The organism is Comamonas sp. JUb58 (genome assembly GCF_004364775.1).
In the GTDB taxonomy this organism is placed as follows: domain Bacteria; phylum Pseudomonadota; class Gammaproteobacteria; order Burkholderiales; family Burkholderiaceae_C; genus Comamonas.
On the sequence record NZ_SOAL01000011.1, the window covers coordinates 1 to 19,557 of the forward strand.

17 protein-coding genes are annotated in these 19,557 nt (G+C 62.5%); 12 read left to right on the forward strand and 5 right to left on the reverse strand.

Going from position 1 to position 19,557, the window contains the following annotated elements:
- Nucleotides 1–169: 169 nt before the first annotated feature.
- The 11 genes from EDF71_RS13110 to EDF71_RS13160 all read left to right on the forward strand — a co-directional run bounded on the left by EDF71_RS13110 (nt 170) and on the right by EDF71_RS13160 (nt 13,106).
- The gene (locus tag EDF71_RS13110) at nt 170–910 is read left to right on the forward strand and encodes a 16S rRNA pseudouridine(516) synthase (RefSeq protein WP_133857036.1); all 741 of its coding nucleotides are present in this window, start codon (nt 170–172) and stop codon (nt 908–910) included.
- A gap of 164 nt (nt 911–1,074) precedes the next feature.
- The gene (locus EDF71_RS13115; protein WP_133857190.1) at nt 1,075–2,010 is read left to right on the forward strand and encodes a beta-propeller fold lactonase family protein; all 936 of its coding nucleotides are present in this window, start codon (nt 1,075–1,077) and stop codon (nt 2,008–2,010) included.
- 62 nt (nt 2,011–2,072) lie between these two features.
- Nucleotides 2,073–2,894, forward strand: a complete 822-nt coding sequence (locus EDF71_RS13120) for a polysaccharide deacetylase family protein (RefSeq protein ID WP_243854305.1) — start codon at nt 2,073–2,075, stop codon at nt 2,892–2,894.
- A 65-nt stretch (nt 2,895–2,959) separates the two neighbouring features.
- Nucleotides 2,960–3,979: a sterol desaturase family protein gene (locus EDF71_RS13125; protein WP_133857038.1), complete on the forward strand. Its 1,020-nt coding sequence runs from the start codon at nt 2,960–2,962 to the stop codon at nt 3,977–3,979.
- 81 nt (nt 3,980–4,060) lie between these two features.
- Nucleotides 4,061–4,969 carry an EI24 domain-containing protein gene (locus tag EDF71_RS13130; RefSeq protein WP_243854294.1) on the forward strand — a complete coding sequence of 303 codons (909 nt, stop codon included), beginning with the start codon at nt 4,061–4,063 and terminating at the stop codon, nt 4,967–4,969.
- Nucleotides 4,970–5,353: 384 nt separating this feature from the next.
- Complete coding sequence (glnA, locus tag EDF71_RS13135; RefSeq protein ID WP_116927832.1) at nt 5,354–6,769, forward strand: type I glutamate--ammonia ligase; 1,416 nt, start codon at nt 5,354–5,356, stop codon at nt 6,767–6,769.
- A gap of 265 nt (nt 6,770–7,034) precedes the next feature.
- On the forward strand, nt 7,035–7,562 hold the full coding sequence (locus EDF71_RS13140) for a hypothetical protein (RefSeq protein WP_133857039.1): 528 nt from the start codon (nt 7,035–7,037) through the stop codon (nt 7,560–7,562).
- A gap of 30 nt (nt 7,563–7,592) precedes the next feature.
- Nucleotides 7,593–8,666, forward strand: coding sequence for a nitrogen regulation protein NR(II) (gene glnL, locus EDF71_RS13145; RefSeq protein WP_133857040.1), 1,074 nt, complete (start codon nt 7,593–7,595; stop codon nt 8,664–8,666).
- A 68-nt stretch (nt 8,667–8,734) separates the two neighbouring features.
- Nucleotides 8,735–10,315, forward strand: a complete 1,581-nt coding sequence (gene ntrC, locus EDF71_RS13150; protein WP_133857041.1) for a nitrogen regulation protein NR(I) — start codon at nt 8,735–8,737, stop codon at nt 10,313–10,315.
- A gap of 132 nt (nt 10,316–10,447) precedes the next feature.
- Nucleotides 10,448–11,374, forward strand: a complete 927-nt coding sequence (locus tag EDF71_RS13155; RefSeq protein ID WP_133857042.1) for a hypothetical protein — start codon at nt 10,448–10,450, stop codon at nt 11,372–11,374.
- 400 nt (nt 11,375–11,774) lie between these two features.
- Complete coding sequence (locus tag EDF71_RS13160) at nt 11,775–13,106, forward strand: cation:dicarboxylase symporter family transporter (RefSeq protein ID WP_133857043.1); 1,332 nt, start codon at nt 11,775–11,777, stop codon at nt 13,104–13,106.
- A gap of 79 nt (nt 13,107–13,185) precedes the next feature.
- Here the strand turns inward: EDF71_RS13160 and xth are convergent, their stop codons facing one another.
- The 3 genes from xth to EDF71_RS13175 form a co-directional block, all read right to left on the reverse strand.
- Complete coding sequence (xth, locus tag EDF71_RS13165) at nt 13,186–13,962, reverse strand: exodeoxyribonuclease III (protein WP_133857044.1); 777 nt, start codon at nt 13,960–13,962, stop codon at nt 13,186–13,188.
- Between the two features lie 210 nt (nt 13,963–14,172).
- On the reverse strand, nt 14,173–14,997 hold the full coding sequence (locus tag EDF71_RS13170; protein WP_166656529.1) for an META domain-containing protein: 825 nt from the start codon (nt 14,995–14,997) through the stop codon (nt 14,173–14,175).
- 163 nt (nt 14,998–15,160) lie between these two features.
- Nucleotides 15,161–16,285, reverse strand: coding sequence for an SLC13 family permease (locus EDF71_RS13175; RefSeq protein ID WP_133857046.1), 1,125 nt, complete (start codon nt 16,283–16,285; stop codon nt 15,161–15,163).
- Between the two features lie 136 nt (nt 16,286–16,421).
- On the opposite strand from EDF71_RS13175, the gene EDF71_RS13180 reads away from it, so the two are divergent.
- Complete coding sequence (locus EDF71_RS13180; RefSeq protein WP_133857047.1) at nt 16,422–17,126, forward strand: nitroreductase; 705 nt, start codon at nt 16,422–16,424, stop codon at nt 17,124–17,126.
- 15 nt (nt 17,127–17,141) lie between these two features.
- On the opposite strand, the gene EDF71_RS13185 is transcribed toward EDF71_RS13180, so the two are convergent.
- Nucleotides 17,142–18,332 (reverse strand): AAA family ATPase, encoded by a 1,191-nt coding sequence (locus EDF71_RS13185; RefSeq protein ID WP_133857048.1) that lies wholly within the window; start codon nt 18,330–18,332, stop codon nt 17,142–17,144.
- Nucleotides 18,333–18,336: 4 nt separating this feature from the next.
- Nucleotides 18,337–19,551, reverse strand: a complete 1,215-nt coding sequence (locus EDF71_RS13190; protein WP_133857049.1) for an acetyl-CoA C-acyltransferase — start codon at nt 19,549–19,551, stop codon at nt 18,337–18,339.
- Nucleotides 19,552–19,557: the final 6 nt, after the last annotated feature.

Genomic DNA, 19,557 nt, shown 5'->3' on the forward strand with positions numbered 1-19,557 from the left:
CGAACAGGACAGTGAAACGACTTCGCGCCGATGATAGTGCGGATTCCCGTGTGAAAGTAGGTCATCGTCAGGCTTTTATACTGATCAACCCCTCTGCTCTACCGAGTAGAGGGGTTTTTCTTTTTATCTCGCTGCAGCAACGGTCTGCGGCTGCTTGGAGGGGGTTGTGATGCAGTTGCAGGATATGTTGTACTCGCAGGGTTTTGGTGTGCGCCGTGTGTGCTCGGGCCTGGTGCAACAAGGCTGGGTGCAGTTGTGGGATGCGCAGGCGAATGAATGGGTTTCGGAGACTGACTCGACGGCCGACGTGGAGCCCGAGGGCCTGCGCTTCAAGGTGCAAGGCGTGGAGTGGGAATACCACGCGCTGGGCTATGTGCTGCTGAACAAACCTGCAGGCACCGAGTGCTCGCAAAAACCCTCGGCCTATCCCAGCATCTACAGCCTGCTGCCGATGCCACTGCGCACACGTCCCAACAAGAATGCCATCCAGGGTTTGCAGGCCGTGGGTCGTCTGGACCAGGACACCACCGGCATGCTGCTGCTCAGCGATGATGGCCAGTTCATCCACCGCATGAGCTCGCCGAAAAAACATGTGCCCAAGCGCTACCAGGTCACGGCCAAGCATGCGGTGACCGAGCAGCAGGTCGAGCGTCTGTTGGCGGGTGTGGTGCTGGATGACGACCCCAAGCCCGTGAAGGCTGCGGCCTGCGTGAAGACCGGTGACAACACTCTGGATCTGACCCTGACCGAAGGCAAATACCACCAGGTCAAGCGCATGCTGGCGGCGGTCGGCAACCGGGTGGAGGGCCTGCACCGCGCCCAAATTGGCGGGCTGGTATTGACGGAAGCGCTCAAGCCGGGTGAGTGGCGCTGGCTCACCGCGGAGGAGCTGGCACTGCTCAAACCCTGACGGTGTTTGACCTTGTGTAGCTTTGCTGCAAGTTCAACGATTATTTACATCGCCAATCGCCCCTTGAAGGTGCTGCAATTTATCGCGGCCAGCTACACTCCCTGCGTTACTAGTAGGAATCGCTCGTGAAGCCTTTCGTTTTTGCCCGTTCCCTGATCGCGGTGATGGCCTTTGCGGCCACTGCGGTGCATGCTGCCAACCCCATTCTGGTGCTCAATTCGCTGGATGCCAGCATCAGCGTGATCGATCCCGCGACCTGGAAAGAGGTCAAGCGCATTCCTACGGGCAAGGAGCCCCACCATCTGTACCTGACGCCGGACAGCAAGTCGGTGATCGTGGCCAATGCAACCGGCGATTCGCTGACCTTTGTCGACCCCAAGACGGCCGATGTACAGCGCGTGATCCAAGGCATTTCGGATCCCTACCATCTGCGTTTTTCGCCCGACATGAAGTGGTTCGTGACGGCGGCCAACCGCCTCAACCACATTGATATCTACCGCTGGGATGGGCAGGACCCCAAGCTGGTCAAGCGCATTGCCACCGGCAAGACGCCCAGCCATTTGTGGATCGACAGCAAGAGCAAGACGATCTACTCGACCATGCAGGACAGCGATGAGCTGGTGGCCATCGATATCGCCACCCGGACCCTGAAATGGCGCACCAAGACAGGGCAGATGCCCGCTGACCTGTATGGCAGCCCGGACGACAAGTTCGTTTTTGTGGCACTGACCGGCAGCGATGGCGTGCAGGTGTTCGACGTCAGCGGTGCCGAGCCTCAGCTGGTCAAGACCATCAAGACCGACAAGGGGGCACACGCCTTCCGCGCGACCGGCGATGGCCGCCATCTTTTCGTCAGCAACCGGGTGGCCAATACCATCAGCAAGCTCGACATGGTGAGCCAGACGGTCGTTGACCGCTATCCCGGCCCCAGTGGCCCCGATTGCATGGATGTGAGCCCGGACGGCCGCTATATCTATCTCAGCTCGCGCTGGGCGGGCAAGATGAGTGTGATCGACACGGTTGAGCGCAAGGTGGTCAACCAGGTGAAGGTGGGCAAATCGCCGCATGGCATCTGGGTGCTGGACCACGCACCACGCTAGTGCCTTATTGAGTCGGTAGCAGAGGGGATAGCCACACGATGCACAGCAAGTTTTTCTGGCTTCTGGCCGCCAGTTTGGGCAGCGCTGCTGCCTTTGCCCAGTCTGCTGCAGCGCCTGCCGCAGCGCCTGCCCCAGCGTCCGCTGCTGAAGGCAGTTGCAGCAAGCCCGTCTATTTGACCTTGGACACCGGCCATATGGGTGTGGCCAACCAGATTGCCGAGGTCCTGCGCAAGACCCAGGTCAAGGTCACCTTTTTTGCCGCCAATGAGCGCACCAAGGAGGGCGATGGCAGCCTGGGTGACCACTGGGCGCCCTGGTGGCGCGCCCGCGCTGCAGAAGGCCATGCCTTTGCTTCCCACACCTGGGACCATACCTACTGGCGCGGCGATGTCAAAGTACCGGCAGGCGCTGCGCCCCGGTTCAAGGTCCAGCCTTCGCAAGGTCCGCAAGCCGGGCAACGCTTTGAATGGACTGCCGCGCAGTACTGCGCGCAGATCCAGCAATCCGAGGACCGCCTGGCCAAGACCACCGGCGTCAAGCCCTTGCCGCTGTTTCGAGCGCCAGGCGGCAAGACCTCGCCCAGCCTGATTGCAGCTGCCAAGAGCTGCGGCTATGCCCATGTGGGCTGGTCGCCAGCGGGCTTTCTGGGTGATGAACTGCCCAGCGACAAATACCCCAACCAGCAGCTGCTGGACAAGGCGCTCCGCGACATCCGCCCCGGCGATATCTTGCTGGCCCACCTAGGCATTTGGGACCGCAAGGACCCCTGGGCACCCGCTGTGTTGCAGCCCTTGATTGAGGGCTTGCAGGCCAAGGGATTTTGTTTTGCCACCTTGCGTGAGCACCCGCAATACAAGGATTGGATTCGTCAGCACGGTGGCTGAAAGCGCTTGCGGTAGCACACTGGCTGCTGCAGGCTTAGAGGCCCGCATCGAACTAATGGTTTGCCATGGAATTTCTCAGCACGCTTTTTGACAACGCACAGCAGTGGCTGTTTGAGCAGCTGCTGCAGCCGCTGCTGTTCAACCTCGGCCTCGCCAGCTATCTGGAAGATGGCTACACGGCAGCCGGATGGTTTTTGGTGGGCTGTGTTCAGATCCTCATCATGGTGCTGGTGATTGCGCCACTGCAGCGCTGGCGGCCTGTGGAGGAGGTGACGGATCGGCACGCGATCCGTGTGGACATGCTCTACACCTTTATCCATCGCCTCGGCCTGTTCCGCCTGGCCTTGTTCTTCACCATCGATCCGCTGTGGGACATGGTGGTGGGCGCGCTGCGCGTGCGCGGCTTTGAGACCTGGCACCTGGATGCGCTCTGGCCAGGCGTTACCGACCTGGGCTGGGTGAGCCTGCTGATCTACCTGGTGGTGTTTGACTTTGTCGCGTACTGGATCCACCGGGGCCAGCACCAGTTTGTCTGGTGGTGGCGGCTGCATGCCTTGCACCATTCGCAGCAGCAGATGACGATGTGGAGCGACAACCGCAACCACCTGCTCGATGACCTGGTACACGACAGCATCCTGGTGTTTGTCGCCGTGTTGATCGGCGTCGCGCCCAGCCAGTTTGTGGCGATTGTTGCCATCACCCAGCTGAGCGAGAGCCTGCAGCATGCCAATCTGCGCCTGTGGTTTGGCCGCCTGGGTGAGCGGCTGTGGATCAGCCCGCGTTTTCATCGCCGTCACCATGCGATCGGCATCGGCCATGAGTCGCCTGCAAACAATGCCGCGCCTAACACCGCCGTGAAGGCCGGGGAGGCAGCCCCGCGCACCCGCCTGGGGGGCTGCAATTTTGGTGTGCTGCTGCCTTGGTGGGATATGCTTTTTGGCACCGCCAACTTTGAGCTACGCTATGACCCCACCGGCATCCGCGACCAGGTGCAGCCCAACCGCCAAGGGCAGCTGCGCGATTACGGCCGCGGTTTCTGGAGCCAGCAATGGCGTGGGCTGCTGCGCTTGTTAGGGCGTGCCTGAACGCGGCACCACCGGTTGGTAGCAGATCGCTGAGTGGCCGTAGGCTGCCAGCTCCGTCCACCTACACAAGGAGTTCATCCCATGCCCCTCGCGTCTGCGGGCTCCCGCCTGATGTTTGATGCCTTCTGGCGCGCTGCGGCTTACTGCTTTCGGCCGCGTGTGATGCTGCTGTCCGTGCTGCCGCTCATCGTGATGCTGGTGGCCTTGGGCGGCTGGAGCTATTTCTTCTGGTCGGGCACGGTGGCTACCATGCAGCACTGGGTGGAGACCATTGGCTGGCTGCGCACAGTGTTCAGCTGGTTTGGCAGCAGTAGCACCGGAGGTTTTGCGGCCGGCATAGCGCCCTTTGTGGTGCTGATCCTGATCACGCCGGTAGCGGCCGTGGTCGCGCTGCTGGTGATTGCCTTGCTGATGACGCCGGCCCTGGTCAACATGGTGACCGAGCAGCGCTTTGCCCAGCTGGCGAAGAAAAAGGGCATGGGCCTGGTGACCAGTGTGCTCTGGGCCTTGAGCACCTCGGCCGTGGCGATCGTGGCCTTTATTGTGACCATGCCGCTGTGGCTGATCCCACCTTTGGTGCTGATTGTGCCGCCCGTCATCTGGGGCTGGCTGACCTACCGGGTCATGAGTGTGGATGCCCTGGCCGACCACGCCAGCAAGGCCGAGCGCGATACCCTGCTGCAGCGCCACCGCTGGCCGCTGCTGTTGATGGGCATCATCTCGGGCTATATCGGCATTGCGCCCAGCGTCGTCTGGGCCTCGGGCATGGTCTTCACCATTGGCTTTGTGGTGCTGATTCCCATCGCCGTGTGGATCTATGCGATCACCTTTGCGTTTTCCTCGCTGTGGTTCATCCACTTCTGCCTGGCTGCGCTGCAGCAGCTGCGCATCGAGAATGGCGAACCGGGTGTGCCGCTGCCGGAGAACCATCCGGTTGTGCTCGACAAAGCCGATGGCGTTTTGTTGCCCGATGCCGGAGAGCCGAAGTAAGAATTGTTGGGGCAGGGCAGGATGGCCGACAAGCTCGTCCACCATCCTGGCTAGGATTGCACCAATAAAGTGCGTAAATATCCATTTTGGTGCATCCACAGCAGCCAAGCAAAGCCATTGCAGATTTGCACCATCTTGGTGCCGATGACGCAGCACGGGCCTCCGCCTGCACGGATCTGGGTCGTCGGTCGCAAAATCCTCGGCGCCCCTTGGGGCCCCAGGCCAAAAGCGCGGTACAGTCTGGCTTTGGGCAAAGTCCGGCTGCGCTGGCGTCTCGCCAGGTCCGCATTTTCTGGTCGGCATGGGCATGTCATAAAACTGGCACGTAAACTGCTTTAGTCTTGGCACAGCCCTTTTTATTCACGATTTTCTTTGGAGCATTAGATGGCCAAGAGCGTTGCAGATGTGATGAGCATGTTGGACGAGAACGAGGTCAAGTTCGTTGATCTGCGTTTCACCGACACCCGTGGCAAGGAACAGCACGTCACGGTGCCTATCTCGCACTTTGACGAAGACAAGTTCACCTCGGGCCACGCGTTTGATGGCTCCTCCATCGCTGGCTGGAAGGGTATTGAAGCATCCGACATGCTGCTGATGCCCGATCCCAACACTGCCAACATCGACCCGTTCTTTGACGAAACCACGATGTTCCTGCAGTGCGACGTGATCGAACCCGGTGACGGCAAGGCCTACGACCGCGATCCACGTTCCGTGGCCAAGCGCGCTGAAGCCTACCTGAAGGCATCGGGCCTGGGCGATACCGCCTACTTCGGTCCAGAGCCAGAATTCTTCATCTTCGACGGCGTGCGTTGGAGCACCGAACCCAACAACCCCTTCTTCGACATCGAAGAATACGAAGCACCTTGGAACAGCGGCGCCAAGTTCGACAACGGCAACCGTGGCCACCGTCCACGCGTCAAGGGCGGCTACTTCCCCGTGCCTCCTGTTGACAGCACCCAGGACATGCGCGCTGAAATGTCCCTGCTGCTCGAGTCGCTGGGCATCCCTGTCGAAGTGTTCCACCACGAAGTGGCGGGCGCTGGTCAGAACGAACTGGGCACCCGTTTCTCCACCCTGGTGGAACGTGCGGACTGGACCCAAGTGCAGAAGTACGTGATCTGGAACGTGGCAGACACCTATGGCAAGACGGCAACCTTCATGCCCAAGCCATACTCGGGCGACAACGGCTCGGGCATGCACGTGCACCAGTCCGTGTGGAAAGACGGCAAGAACCTGTTCGCCGGTGACGGCTATGCCGGTCTGTCCGATTTCGCGCTGTACTACATCGGCGGCATCATCAAGCACGCCCGTGCACTGAACGCTATCACCAACCCTGGCACCAACAGCTACAAGCGCCTGGTTCCTGGTTTCGAAGCGCCTGTGAAGCTGGCTTACTCGGCCAAGAACCGCTCGGCATCGATCCGTATTCCTTACGTGAGCAACCCCAAGGGCCGCCGCGTGGAAGCACGTTTCCCCGATCCCCTGATGAACCCCTACCTGGGCTTCGCAGCGCTGCTGATGGCCGGTTTGGACGGCGTGGAAAACAAGATCCATCCGGGCGAAGCCGCCACCAAGGATCTGTACCATCTGCCTCCAGAGGAAGACAAGCTGGTCCCCACCGTGTGCCACAGCCTGGACCAGGCTCTGGAAGCACTGGATGCCGACCGCGCCTTCCTGACCAAGGGCGGTGTGTTCAGCGACAGCATGCTGGACGCCTACATCGAGCTGAAGATGGGCGAAGTGACCCGCTTCCGCCAAGCCGTGCACCCTGTCGAATACGACATGTACTACTCGCTGTAAGCCAGTCCTGGCCAGGCTCTTGTGGCCTGGCCCATGGCGCAAGCGACCTGCCAACCTTCCGGGGTGGCGGGTCGTTTTTTTATGCAAGCTCATGGGGCAGGGCGCGTACCCTGGCCGCGACGAATCTGTAACAGCCGGAACTGTTCGGAGTGATCGGCCTCCTTTGTAGCTACACTGCGGGTTGCAGAGAGGTGCCATCGTGCAAGGTCGCTAAAGGCTGTCACGGATTTACAGGCAAAGTGGAGCGAACGGGCGAAACGGGGTTATGCATACAAAGTTGTTGTTTTTGATGGTGGCAGTGGCATGTGCGCAAGGCGCTGTGGCGCAGGATCGCATTTATCGCTGTGGCAATGAATACACCAATGATGTGGCCAAGGCGCGGCAAAAAGGCTGCGCCGTGGTCGAAGGTGCCAACGTCACCATCGTGCAAGGTACGCGCCCGCACACCTCCGCTGCAAGCCCGGCACCCGCACCCAATGCCCCTGCCGCTGCACCACGCCCTGCGCGTGCACCGGCCGCTGCCACACCTGCTCCTCGCTCTACCACGGCCGATGGCCGCGCCCGCGATTCCGACGCGCGCCTCATCCTGGAGACCGAGCTGAAAAAAGCCCAGGACAAGAAGGTCGCTTTGGCGCGCGAGTACAACAATGGCGAGCCCGAGAAAAACGCCTTGGAGATGCGCAACCCCGCCTTCTACACCAAGCGTGTCGAGGATCTGAAGCAGGAAATCGCGCGCAACGACAGCGATATCGCTGGCATCCAGCGCGAGCTTCAACGCCTGCCGGCCCCATAATCAGGGCTTCTACCTTTCTGGGCACACCCCATGTCTGACCTCAGTGCCATGGATCGCGAATGGCAGGCGCTGGAACACATCGCCACCCTGGTCGCCGTACTGCGGCTCGATGGCACTGCAGCGCGGGTCAACGCCGCGCTGGAGAACGCGCTGGGCGTATCGCGCAAAAGCATTCTGGGCCACTACTTTGGTGGCTTCTTCCAGGATGACGAACTGATCCACAAGGCCCTTGTCGATGCGCGGGCGCAGCGTTTTTCATCGCTGCGCTTTGAGGCGCAATTGCGGCGCAGCCTGCAGGACTCCTTTCCCGTGCATGCCAACCTCTCCTGGTGGGAAGAGGAAGAGAGCATTCTGGTGGAGCTTTGGCCGCTGGAGCAGCAGGTGCGCCAGGTCCGCGAGGAGCGCGTGCGCGAGCAGGCGCTGGCCAACAAGGAGCTGATCCGCAACCTGGCCCACGAGATCAAGAACCCGCTGGGCGGCATACGCGGCGCAGCCCAGCTGCTGGAGTTGGAACTGCCCGATGCCCAGCTCAAGGAATACACCGACGTCATCATCCATGAGGCCGACCGCCTGCAGGCGCTGGTGGACCGCTTGCTTGCACCCCACCGCCATCCGCATACGGTGGGGGATGTCAATATCCACGAGGTCTGTGAGCGCGTCTGCCAGCTGGTGCTGCTGGAGTACCCACAGGGTCTGCGCATCGAGCGCGATTACGATGCCTCGCTGCCCGAGATCCGCGGTGACCGCGAGCAGCTGATTCAAGCCTTGCTGAACATTGTGCAGAATGCAGCACAGGTGCTGGTGCCGCAAATGGCCCAGGACAATGCGCGCATTACCTTGCGCACCCGCATTGCCCGGCAGCTGACCTTGGGCCGCAAGCGGCACAAGTTGGCACTGGAATTGCATGTCATCGACAACGGTCCTGGCATCGAGCCGGACATCAAGGAGCGGATCTTCTACCCCTTGGTGACCGGACGTGATGGTGGCACGGGCCTGGGTTTGCCGCTGGCGCAGACCTTTGTGCAACGGCACGAGGGCCTGATCGAATGCGAGAGCGAACCCGGGCGCACGGATTTCCGCATCATGCTGCCGTTGACAGACTAGGGGGCAGTTGGCTTCCCTTGCTGCAGGACCACGGTATGTAGAACTGTAAGGGTAGGGTGATAGCGACAATGAAACCAATCTGGATAGTGGATGATGACCCATCCATCCGATTCGTACTTGAAAAGGCACTCGCCCGCGAGCAGCTGCCCACGCGCAGCTTTGTGCATCCCAAGGAAGTACTCGAAGCCTTCGACAATGTGAGCGAGCAGGCGCTGGCACCTTCGGTGCTGGTCAGCGATATCCGCATGCCCGGTGGCAATGGCCTGCAGCTGCTTGAGCAGGTGCATGAGGACCATCCGCAGCTGCCGGTCATCATCATGACCGCCTACTCGGACCTGGACAGTGCCGTCTCGGCCTTCCAGCGCGGTGCCTTTGAGTACCTGCCCAAGCCCTTTGACCTGCCCAAGGCCGTGGAGCTGATCAAGCGCGCCGTGCAGCAAAGCGAAAGCCAAGCGCCTGAGCTGTCCCAGTCCGCCGGCAATGGCGAGATGCTGGGCCAGGCCCCGGCGATGCAGGATGTGTTCCGCGCCATTGGCCGGCTGTCGCAAAGCAATGTCACCGTGATGGTGACGGGCGAGTCCGGCTCGGGCAAGGAGCTGGTCGCGCGTGCGCTGCACAAGCATTCGCCGGTGGCTGGTGGCCCCTTTGTGGCCATCAACACTGCCGCCATCCCCAAGGATTTGCTGGAGAGCGAGCTCTTCGGACATGAGCGCGGTGCCTTTACCGGCGCGCAAACCCAGCGCCGTGGCCGCTTTGAGCAGGCCGAGGGCGGTACCCTGTTCCTCGATGAAATCGGCGACATGCCGTTTGACCTGCAAACCCGGTTGCTGCGTGTGTTGTCCGATGGGCATTTCTACCGCGTGGGTGGCCATGTGCCGGTCAAATCGCATGTGCGCGTGATTGCCGCGACCCACCAGAACCTGGAAGACCGGGTGCACAAGGGCGTGTTCCGTGAGGACTTGTTCCACCGCCTCAACGTCATCCGCCTGCGCCTGCCACCGCTGCGCGAGCGCAAGGAAGACATTCCCATGCTGGCCCGCCACTTTCTGGCTGCCAGCGCCAAGCAATTGGGTGTGGAGCCCAAGCAGCTGTCGGAAGCCGCACTGGCCCAACTGGCCCAGTTTGCGTTCCCAGGCAATGTGCGGCAGCTGGAGAACATCTGCCACTGGATCACCGTGATGGCGCCCGCGCAATGGGTGTCCGTGCAGGATCTGCCACCGGAAGTGCTGCAGGCCACCCCGGCTGCGCCCCTGGCCACCAGCAGCCTGCCCAGCGCAGCGCAGCCGGTGCAGGCCTCTGCGCAGGACTACAGCTACCGGCCCGCTGCCGCTGATGTGCCAAGCCAGCCAGCAGCCCACCCAGCTGCCGTTTCCATGCCCGTACACGGCAGTGCCAACGGTGCTGTGAATGGAACTGCACCAGGCGGCGACTGGGAAGGCGATCTGGCCCGCGAAGCCGATGCGCTGCTGCAGTCCGGCAGCACCGAGGTCTGGGATGTGCTGAGCCGCCGCTTTGAGTCGCAACTGATCAAGAGCGCCTTGGCTGCCACCCATGGCCGGCGCATGGAAGCGGCCCAACGCCTGGGCATTGGCCGCAACACCATCACCCGCAAGATCCAGGAGCTGGGTCTGTCGGCCAGTGATGATTGATGCATTGATACGTTGATGCCCCGATAAACCGCCGCCTTCCAAGGCGGCGGTTTTGCTTACAGGGGCCAGCCATCGCTGGGGTTTGAACCGTGCCACAATGGGCGATTCCCTGTCTGCCCGGTGGTGCAATCCATGCAAAAGATGACTTCGGTGTTTTCGGCCCAGGCGTACCGCAATTCGCCCGAACGCATTGGCCGCCAGCGCTCGGCGCTGCTCAATACCTTGCGGCTGGCAGCCTCCACCGCCAATGGCATGGCCCAGCTCGCGGGCGATGCCTTGCACGGCGCTATGGCCGGCGGCCTGCCACCCAAGGCCAAGGCGCTGTGGGGCAACCCGGCGCGCGAGGACAGCTACTGGCGCAGCCACTACCAAAGCATGGATTTTTATGTGGCCGGCCAGCCCTTTGAAGCCTATCGCCCGGCACTGGCCTTGGGCTGGTATGCGGCGCAGCGCAACCCCTCGGGTTTTGATGCGCTGGCCACCCAGCTGGAAGTGCAGTGGCAGCATGTGCGCGGCAGCAATCCCATGGACTGGCCCGAGGCCCGCACGATTGCGCGTGCCGCCTATGACCACGCCATCAATGGCTTGCAGGGCGAGCAGCTGTCTGCCACCCAGGTGCAGCATGCGGTGCGCGTGCTGCAGCAGGGCCTGGCCGATTGCGAAGAGTGCCTGGTGGCGGGCAGCGAGCAAGCCCGTGCTATCGCCTTGCGCAGCCACCTCTATGCGCTGGCAGAACAGTTCCGCGCGATGGACTGGCAATTGCAGGATGTGCAGCTGCAACTGGCCGAGCCCAGCCCGCTGGTCGAGCGGCCAGGGCTCAGCGCTGCCGGCCGCATGCACCGCCGCTGGACCGAGTTCAAGCAGCGCGCCAACCTCGACAGCGACCGCGATCTGATTGCCGAGTGCAACCTCTGCCTGGTGCTGGTGGCCGAGCGCTACCAGCGTGTGCTGGAATCGGCCTTGCCGCTGGATGTGCGACCCTTGCTGCAAGGCCAGGCGCAGCAACTGCGCCGCTATACCGACGAGTTGCAGCACATGCAGGACGCGCGCGCCCGCTAAAAAATGCGCACTTAATAAGCTGTTACAAAGCTTTTATGCAACAGCGGGCTGGCCCTGTATTTGGCAGCCTGCCCCTGGCCGTAAGCCCGTTGGCAGCTTTGTAAAATTTCCCGTGAATTGGGAAAAAATTACCATGTAGGCGCCCACTTTCTCAAGATGTAGGCGTTTACCCGTAAAAACTTGCGGCTACAATCGGGCCCGCAGAACCTGCAATCCAGCCGTCCAAGGCAGCCTCATCGCTCTTTCCTTCAGCGGCGGACCGACCGCCTGCACCCGGCAGCAAAGCCTGCCGGGGCCGGAAAGGCGCACACAGTCCAGCGCGACCATGCTGATGTGCCGCACAAGAGGCCCACAGCGCCCTGGACGGCACCATAAATCACAGACATCAAAGGTAATGGTTATGGCTCTCACGGGCAAAAAGGGCTCTTCGTCGGCGCTGTGGATTTTGGCGGCGATGCTGGCTGGCATTGCGCTGGGCTACGCCGTCAACGCAAGCGCCGATGATGCAGCGGCCGCCAAGGATATCGCTGGCTATCTCTCCATCGTCTCCGATGTGTTCCTGCGCCTGATCAAGATGCTGATCGGACCGCTGGTGTTCTCGACCCTGGTGGTGGGCATTGCGCACATGGGCGATGCCGCATCGGTGGGCCGGGTGTTCTTCAAGGCCATGATGTGGTTCCTCACCGCATCGCTGGTGTCGCTGCTCTTGGGCATGGTGCTGGCCAATGTAATGCAGCCCGGCGCCAACCTGGGCCTGCCGCTGCCCGATGTGAGCGCGGCCACCAACCTGGCCACCGGCAAGTTCACCTTGCGCGAGTTTATCAACCACACGGTGCCCAAATCGTTCGCCGAAGCGATGGCGAACAACGAGATCCTGCAGATCGTCGTGTTCTCGATGTTTTTTGGCGTGGCCATGGCCGCGCTGGGCGACAAGGCCAAGACCTTGCTGGCCGCCATCGATGAGCTCTCGCATGTGATGCTCAAGATCACCGGCTATGTGATGAAGCTCGCGCCGCTGGCGGTGCTGTCGGCCATGGCCTCGACGGTGGCCATCAATGGCCTGGGCATTCTGCTCAAGTTCGCCGTGTTCATGGGCGAGTTCTACCTGGGCCTGTTCCTGCTTTGGTCGCTGCTGGTGCTGGCCGGCATGGCCTTCCTGGGCAAGCGAGTGTTCAAGCTGCTGACCCTCATCAAAGAGGCCTTCATGGTTTCCTTTGCCACCGCCAGCTCTGAAGCCGCCTATCCCAAGATCCTCGACGCGCTCGACCGCTTTGGCGTCAAGCGCAAGATCTCGAGCTTTGTCATGCCCATGGGTTACTCCTTCAACCTCGATGGCTCGATGATGTACTGCACCTTTGCGACCCTGTTCATCGCACAGGCCTATGGCATCGAGCTGTCCTTGGGCACGCAGATCACCATGCTGCTGGTGCTGATGCTCACCTCCAAGGGCATTGCTGGCGTGCCGCGCGCCTCGCTGGTCGTGATCGCTGCTACCTTGAGCCACTTCAACATCCCTGAAGCCGGTCTGCTGCTGATCCTGGGCATCGACACCTTCCTGGACATGGGCCGCTCTGCCACCAATGCCGTGGGCAACTCGCTGGCTTCTGCTGTGGTTGCGAAGTGGGAGGGCGAACTGCTGTCCGAAGAAGACGCCGAAGCGCTGAGCCGCAAGCTCGATGCCGAGGCCGCACTGGCCATGCATGCGCTGCCGGAGACCGACAGCAAGGCTTGATTAGGGAGCTGCGCCCAGCGCAGTTCAGGCAACAAAAAACGGGCTGCGGCCCGTTTTTTTGTGTGGGTTGAAGGCCTGATCAGCCCAAGGTCACCACCACCGGTGCATGGTCACTGGGCTGCTTGTTCTTGCGCGGCGCGCGGTCAATCGTGCAGGCGCTCACCGAGCCCTTGAGTGCTTCGCTGACGAGGATATGGTCAATGCGCAGGCCCCGGTTCTTCTGGAAGCCCAGCATGCGGTAGTCCCACCAGCTGTAGCTTTTCTCGGGCTGCTCAAACAGGCGGTAGGCATCGGTCAAGCCCAGCGCCAACAGGCCCTGGAAGGCGTCACGCTCTTCCTTGGTGTGGTGGATGGTGTCGCGCAGGCCATCGGGGTCATAGCTGTCGCGGTCTTCCGGCGCCACATTGAAGTCGCCCACCAGCACCAGGCGCGGGTGCAAGGCCATCTCGGCCTTCACATAGGCTTCCAGCCCCGAAAGCCAGCGCAGCTTGTAGGCAAACTTGTCCGAGCCCGGCTCCTGGCCGTTGACGAAATAGCAGTTGATCACGCGGATATCGCCTGCCGGGCTGGCCACCGTGCCGGCAATGATGCGCGATTGCTCATCGGCGAACTGCGGGTTGGCGCGCACTACATCCTTGAGCTCGCCCCGGCTGAGCAGGGCCACGCCGTTGTAGGTCTTCTGGCCAAACGCCACCGCCTGGTAGCCAGCCTCCGCCAGTGCCTCATGCGGAAACTTGTCATCGGTGAGCTTGAGCTCCTGCAGGCCCAGCACATCGACCGGGTTGGCGGCCAGCCATTCCAGCACCTGCGGCAGACGGACGGAGAGGGAGTTGACGTTCCAGGTCGCTATGCGCATAAAAATATCTTTCTATTAATCAATGATGTGTGGAGGCGTCTGGTCGCCAGAAAAGCGCTAGTGACCAACTCCGCTACCAGTCCTTCGCACCATCGGAATTCTTGCTAGGCTCCATTTTGCTGCATGCTGGTGGTCGGATGCTTCTCGATGGGGGCTGCGGTGGATTCGCTGGCTTTTTACCGATTTTGAGCAGTTGCTGCATTGCCAGGGTCATCTGGTTGCAGGCGGCGAGCAGTCTGGAAGTTTCTTCAGACTTGGTATCACGGATACATGCACACCTAGGAAAACATAGGCAGATCCGGATGTTTTGCTGGAGACCCGGTTGAGGGGATAGGCCTTGACCCAAATGATCTCGTGTCGCCCCGGAGTGGGGCGATAGCCCTCAACGCCAGATTTCAGAACCTCCCAGTCACTCAGGCAGACCTTGCTAGTGTTCCTCTCCCATCTGACTTGCCGAGCACTGAGGCATTGCTGTGTAGAGCCGGGCTCGCAAGGCACGGTGTCCATGGCGATCTCAAGTTCGATTTGCTGGCCTGGTCCGCCGTATCGCGTCTCGGGCGTCGGGGTTGGCTTGAACTCCCAGCGGCTGCCATCAGCCAGATAAAAAGTCAGGCGTTCTGGTTCTGTGGCTGATGTTGCTTTCAGCGTATATCGATGCGTTTGGGGAATTTCTCTGCGTACAGCGTTCTCGCGCCGGGTCAGTTCTTCGTTGCAACCCATGGCAGTTGCAACCGTTGAGCGAAAGGAGATCTTCTCGGAACCAATAACTGTGAACTTCCAGTTCAAGCTGTTGCAGGCGTTTTCTGCAAATGCATCCCCACCTTCACTAAAAGTTAAGCGCAGGGGCGGGAAGTCCTTTGAGAACCAAAATGCTTGTGACGCGCCTGATTTGTCGAAAGCAGCATCCATATCCCAGAAATAGCCCGCAAGTATGGCGGTTTGCGATTGGGCCGCCGTAGATGGCTTGGGGCGCAGATCGCGACCCTGAGCAGGCGAGAGTCCAAGAAAAACCAAACAAGAGATCAGTAGATGCAAGTGCCTCATCGTCATTTCATTCCTATCTCATTGATTTGGGGCGCGCTCAGTCTCTCAGATCTGGCAATACCCTATGGCCGGTGGCCAGCTCGCTTTTTTCCTGTTCAGCTTGTTGTTGGCGATTGTTGATAGGAAGAAGCTTCCGATATGACGCGCTGCGACCTCAGCCCAAGCGCAACAAAGCCGCCGAAGCCGCGCACACCAGCAAAAACGGGATGCTGATCCGATGAAACTCCCACAGACCGTTAGGCAGCCGGGCCAGACGCAGCGCGATCAGGTTGGCCAGGGAGCCCAGCACGCAGCCAAAGCCACCCACGCTGACCCCGGCGGCCAGGGCGGGTAGGTCGCGCACGCTGCCGTCTAGCAAGATGGTGGCGGGCACATTGCTGATCACTTGCGAGGCCACAATGGCGGCCAGGTAGGCGCGCCAGCCCTCGGCAATCGGCCACTGCTGCAGCAGCGTTTGCATGGCCGGCAAGTCAGCCACCTGGCGCAGCACCACAAACATCAGCGCAATGGTGGCCAGCAAGGCCCAGTCCACGCCGCGCAGCACCCGGGGCGCTGCCAGTGCAAACACACCAAAGACGAGGCCCAGGCCGGCCAAGGTCCAGTGGCGCTCCAGCGCGATGACAAAGGCCACAAACAGCAGCACGGCCATGGTCAGCAAACGGGGCTGCACCGCGGTGGGCGCCGTGGCAGGCTTGAGCGTGATGGCCGTGCGCGGCACCAGCCACCACACTGCCACCAGGACCCAGGCCAGCATGATGGCCACGGTCGGGCCCATCATCGCCATAAAGCCCAGAAAGCTCTCGCCAGAGCGGTGCCAGAGGTAGAGGTTTTGAGGGTTGCCGATGGGGGTGAGGGCGGAGCCGGCATTCACCGCCAAGGCTTGCAGCACCACCAAGCGCGCCAACGGCAAATGGGCCTGCGCGGCCAGCACCGCTGTCAGTGGCACCAGCAGAAACAGGCTGACATCGTTGGTCACCAAGGCCGACAGCAGCGCGGCCGTGGCCGTCAGCAGCAGTGCCAGGCCGCGCAAGGTGGATACCCGCGTCAGCAGCCGCTGCGCGGTGGCCTGCAACATGCCGCTGCGTTCGACCGCCTGGGTGATCGCCAGCAGGCCGGCCAAGGCGCCAATGGTCTGCCAATCGACCAGCGCCATGGTGGCCTGCGGGCTGCGCGGCTGCCAGACGGCGAAACCTAGGGCCAAAGCCAGCAGGATCCAGAGCAGCATATTGCCGCTGGGGGCATCTTGCGGCGTGTCAGAAGAGGGGGAAGAGGTCGACATAGCAGAGGGCGAGGGAGAACGCTCCGCCACAGCGGCGAAGTGGATGGATTGTGCTGCAAGTCGGCGCTGCCCGCGCGGCCCCAGGTGGCTGGATGGCAAATACAAGCGCCCATTCACTACAATGGCGGCCACTGCCATGAACAAGCCTCTGTCTCCCTCGCTTATCAGCACCGCCACCCCGCCCGCCAACAGCGCGCAGCTGCGCCGTTCGGTGCGGGGTTTTACGTCGCAGCCGGTCGCTGATGCACTGCTGCTCGCATGCCTGCAGGAGGCGCGGCGCGCACCCAGTGGCGCCAATTTGCAGCCCGGTTACTTCTGGCAGGTCTGCGGGGCGCGGCGCGAGCAGCTTTCCAGCCTACTGCAGCAGGCCTATGAAAGGGGCGAGCAGGAGGCGGAAGACTACGGCTATTTCCCCAACCCACTGCCGATGTCGATGCGGAAACGCCAAGTGGCGGCGGCACAAGCCTTGTATGGCGCGCTGGGCGTGGAGCGGGGCGATGCAGCTGGCCGGGGCGCGCAGTTTGGGCGCAACTTTCGCTTCTTTGATGCGCCGGTGGCCCTCATCATCACCATTGACAGTGGCTTTGGGCCGGGCGGCTATATGGACCTGGGCATGGCCATCTACGGCTTGATGCTGGCGGCCCAGTCACGCGGTTTGGCGACTTGTGCCATTGGCGCCATGGCTTCGTACCCGGGCCTGATTCGCGATGCGCTGGCGCTGCCCGCCACGCAAACGGTGGTTTGCGGCATGGCGCTGGGCTATGAGGATGCGGGCGCGCCAGTGAACCAGACCTTGACCGCGCGCGCGGAACTGGACGCCTACTTCAAACGCCTCGATTGAGTCAGGCAGCAGGGTCTAGCGCTCATGCCACTGCCAGCGCGGCAGCTCGCTGGCCGGGATATTGGCAATATGGGTCTCGCCCAGATTCTTTTCCAAATGGATGGCCTGGTAGTCCAGCTCGGCGGCGGCGTCTTCCAACGCAGCCAGCAGGCGGTTGGCGTGGGTGACGACGATCACCTGGGTCTGGCGCGCAGCCACGGCGATCAGGCGGCCTAGCGCGGGCAGCAGATCGGGGTGCAAGCTGGTTTCCGGCTCGTTGAGCACCAGCATCTGCGGCGGGCGCGGCGTCAGCAGCGCGGCAATCCACAGCAGATAACGCAAGGTGCCGTCAGACAGCTCATTGGTATGCAGCGGGCGCAGCAGGCCGGGCTGGTGCATCAGCAGCTCCAGGCGGCTGCCGTCCTGGTGCACGGAGATCTTGGCGCCGGCAAAGGCATCGTCCACCGCCGCCATCAGCGCCTCGTGGTCGCCAATCGCGCTGATGGTTTCCCAGGCTGCAGCCAGGTCCGCGCCATCGTTGCTGAGCACCGGCGTGTAAGTGCCCAACTGCGGCTGGCGGGCAGGAGCATCCACATCGCTGCGGAAGTGGTCGTAAAAGCGCCAGGAGCGCAGCTGCTCGCGCACGGTCAGCATTTCGGGTGCAGCAACCGGGTCGACAAACTCGGTCAGCATGCTGGCCCAGCGCGGAATGGGGCGCTCCACCGGTTGCCAGTCCGCGCCACGGCCATCACCGCGCAGCCGCAGCTGGGCGGCTTGGCGCTCCACCAGGGTGGCGCTGGGCCGCCAGATGGGGCCGGCCCAGAGGGCTTCGTGCTTGATTTCAGGGTCGCGCGCAAAGGCCTGCAGGGCCTGGTTGGGCACGGGCATGCCAATGTCGATCGCGTAGCCAAAGCCGTCTTCATCCGAGGCAAAACCCAGCTGCAGCTGCAGCGGTTTGCGCCGTACCGTCCCTTGCACCGGCACTTCGCCACGGCGCATGCGTGCCGTGATTTCTTCGGGCCCCGCCCAGAGGGTGGATGCCAGCCCACCCTCGCGCACCAGCGAGCGCACCACGCCGCCATTGGCAATATCGGCCAGCAGGCGCAGCGCCTTGTAGACGCTGCTTTTGCCACTGCCGTTAGGCCCGGTAATCACCGTGATCTGCCCCAGTGGCACCAGCAGCTGGCGCAAGGAGCGGTAGTTGGCAATGGCTAAGGTGCTGAGCATCCCGTCAATATAGCAGCGCCGTTTGACGCACCAGCGCCGCGCTGCCCAGGCCGCCTGCGCCTGCTACAGCAGCTAGGCCTAGAGATGCAGATGGCGCGGTAACGCCGTGCACAGTTTGTAGGGACTGTTGCAAATCCGCCAGCACCCGCACCAAGGCCACCGCAGCCGATGCCCCAATCGGGTGGCCGCGTGCGATGCCGCCGCCATGGCGGTTGAGCAGGCTGGCATCCGCCCCCTGGCCTTGCAGCAGCGCCTGCCATTGCAGGCCTTGCACCGCAAAGGCATCGTGCAGCTCGATGGCGGCCAACTGTGACCAGCCAATGCCCTCGCGCTGCAGCAAGGTCTGTGCAGCATCTAAAGCCAGTACCAAGGGCATCGCAGGCGGGCCGCCCAGCGACTGGTGGCCCAGCCATTGCGCGCTGGGCTGCAGGCCCCAGCGGCGGCAGGCGGTCTCGCTGACCAACAGCACCAGCGCCGCTGCATCGGCCTTGGGCGAGATGGCGACGGTGCTGACGGCATGGTCGCGGCGCGCCTCATCGGTCATGTCGGCATCGGTCTGCGCTACTGCCGGCATGCGGTCCAGCTGACGCTGACTCAGGACGCGGGGAAAGGCGTCTTGCACCACACCCGCCACAGGGATGATTTCGCTGGCCACCACTGCCGCGCCGGCCAGCGCGCGCGCATGACTGGCGGCCGCATAACTGTCTTGTACGGCGCGGCTGTAGCCGGCGCTGGCGGCGTAGCGGGCGGCTGCCAGCAGCAAATCCGGATCTTCATGCGGTGCTGGCGCGAAGGGCGGGCGCTCATAGGGCGCGGCGCTGTCACCGGCATGCAAAGGGCGGGTGGCGCGGATGGGCGCACGGCTCCAGGCCTCAGCGCCGCCGGACACCACCACCTCGGCCTGGCCGCTGGCCACCAGGCTGGCGCCCAGCGCGATGGCGTCGAGCCCGGCGCAGCACTGCGTATCGACCGAGTAGGCGGCGCAGTGCAGCGGCAGCTGGCCCGCCAGTGCAAGCATGCGGGCGGGGTTGCCGCCAGCGCCCAAGGCATTGCCCAGCACGACGGCATTGACTGCGTCTGCCGGTAGCCCCGCGCGTTGCAGCAGGCCCTGTAACACGGGCGCGGCAATCTCATGCGTGTGCAGATGCTTGAAGGCGCCACCGACGGGCACCACGGCGCTGCGGGCATGGCTGGCGATAAAGACGGGGGAAGTGGGCATGTTGGC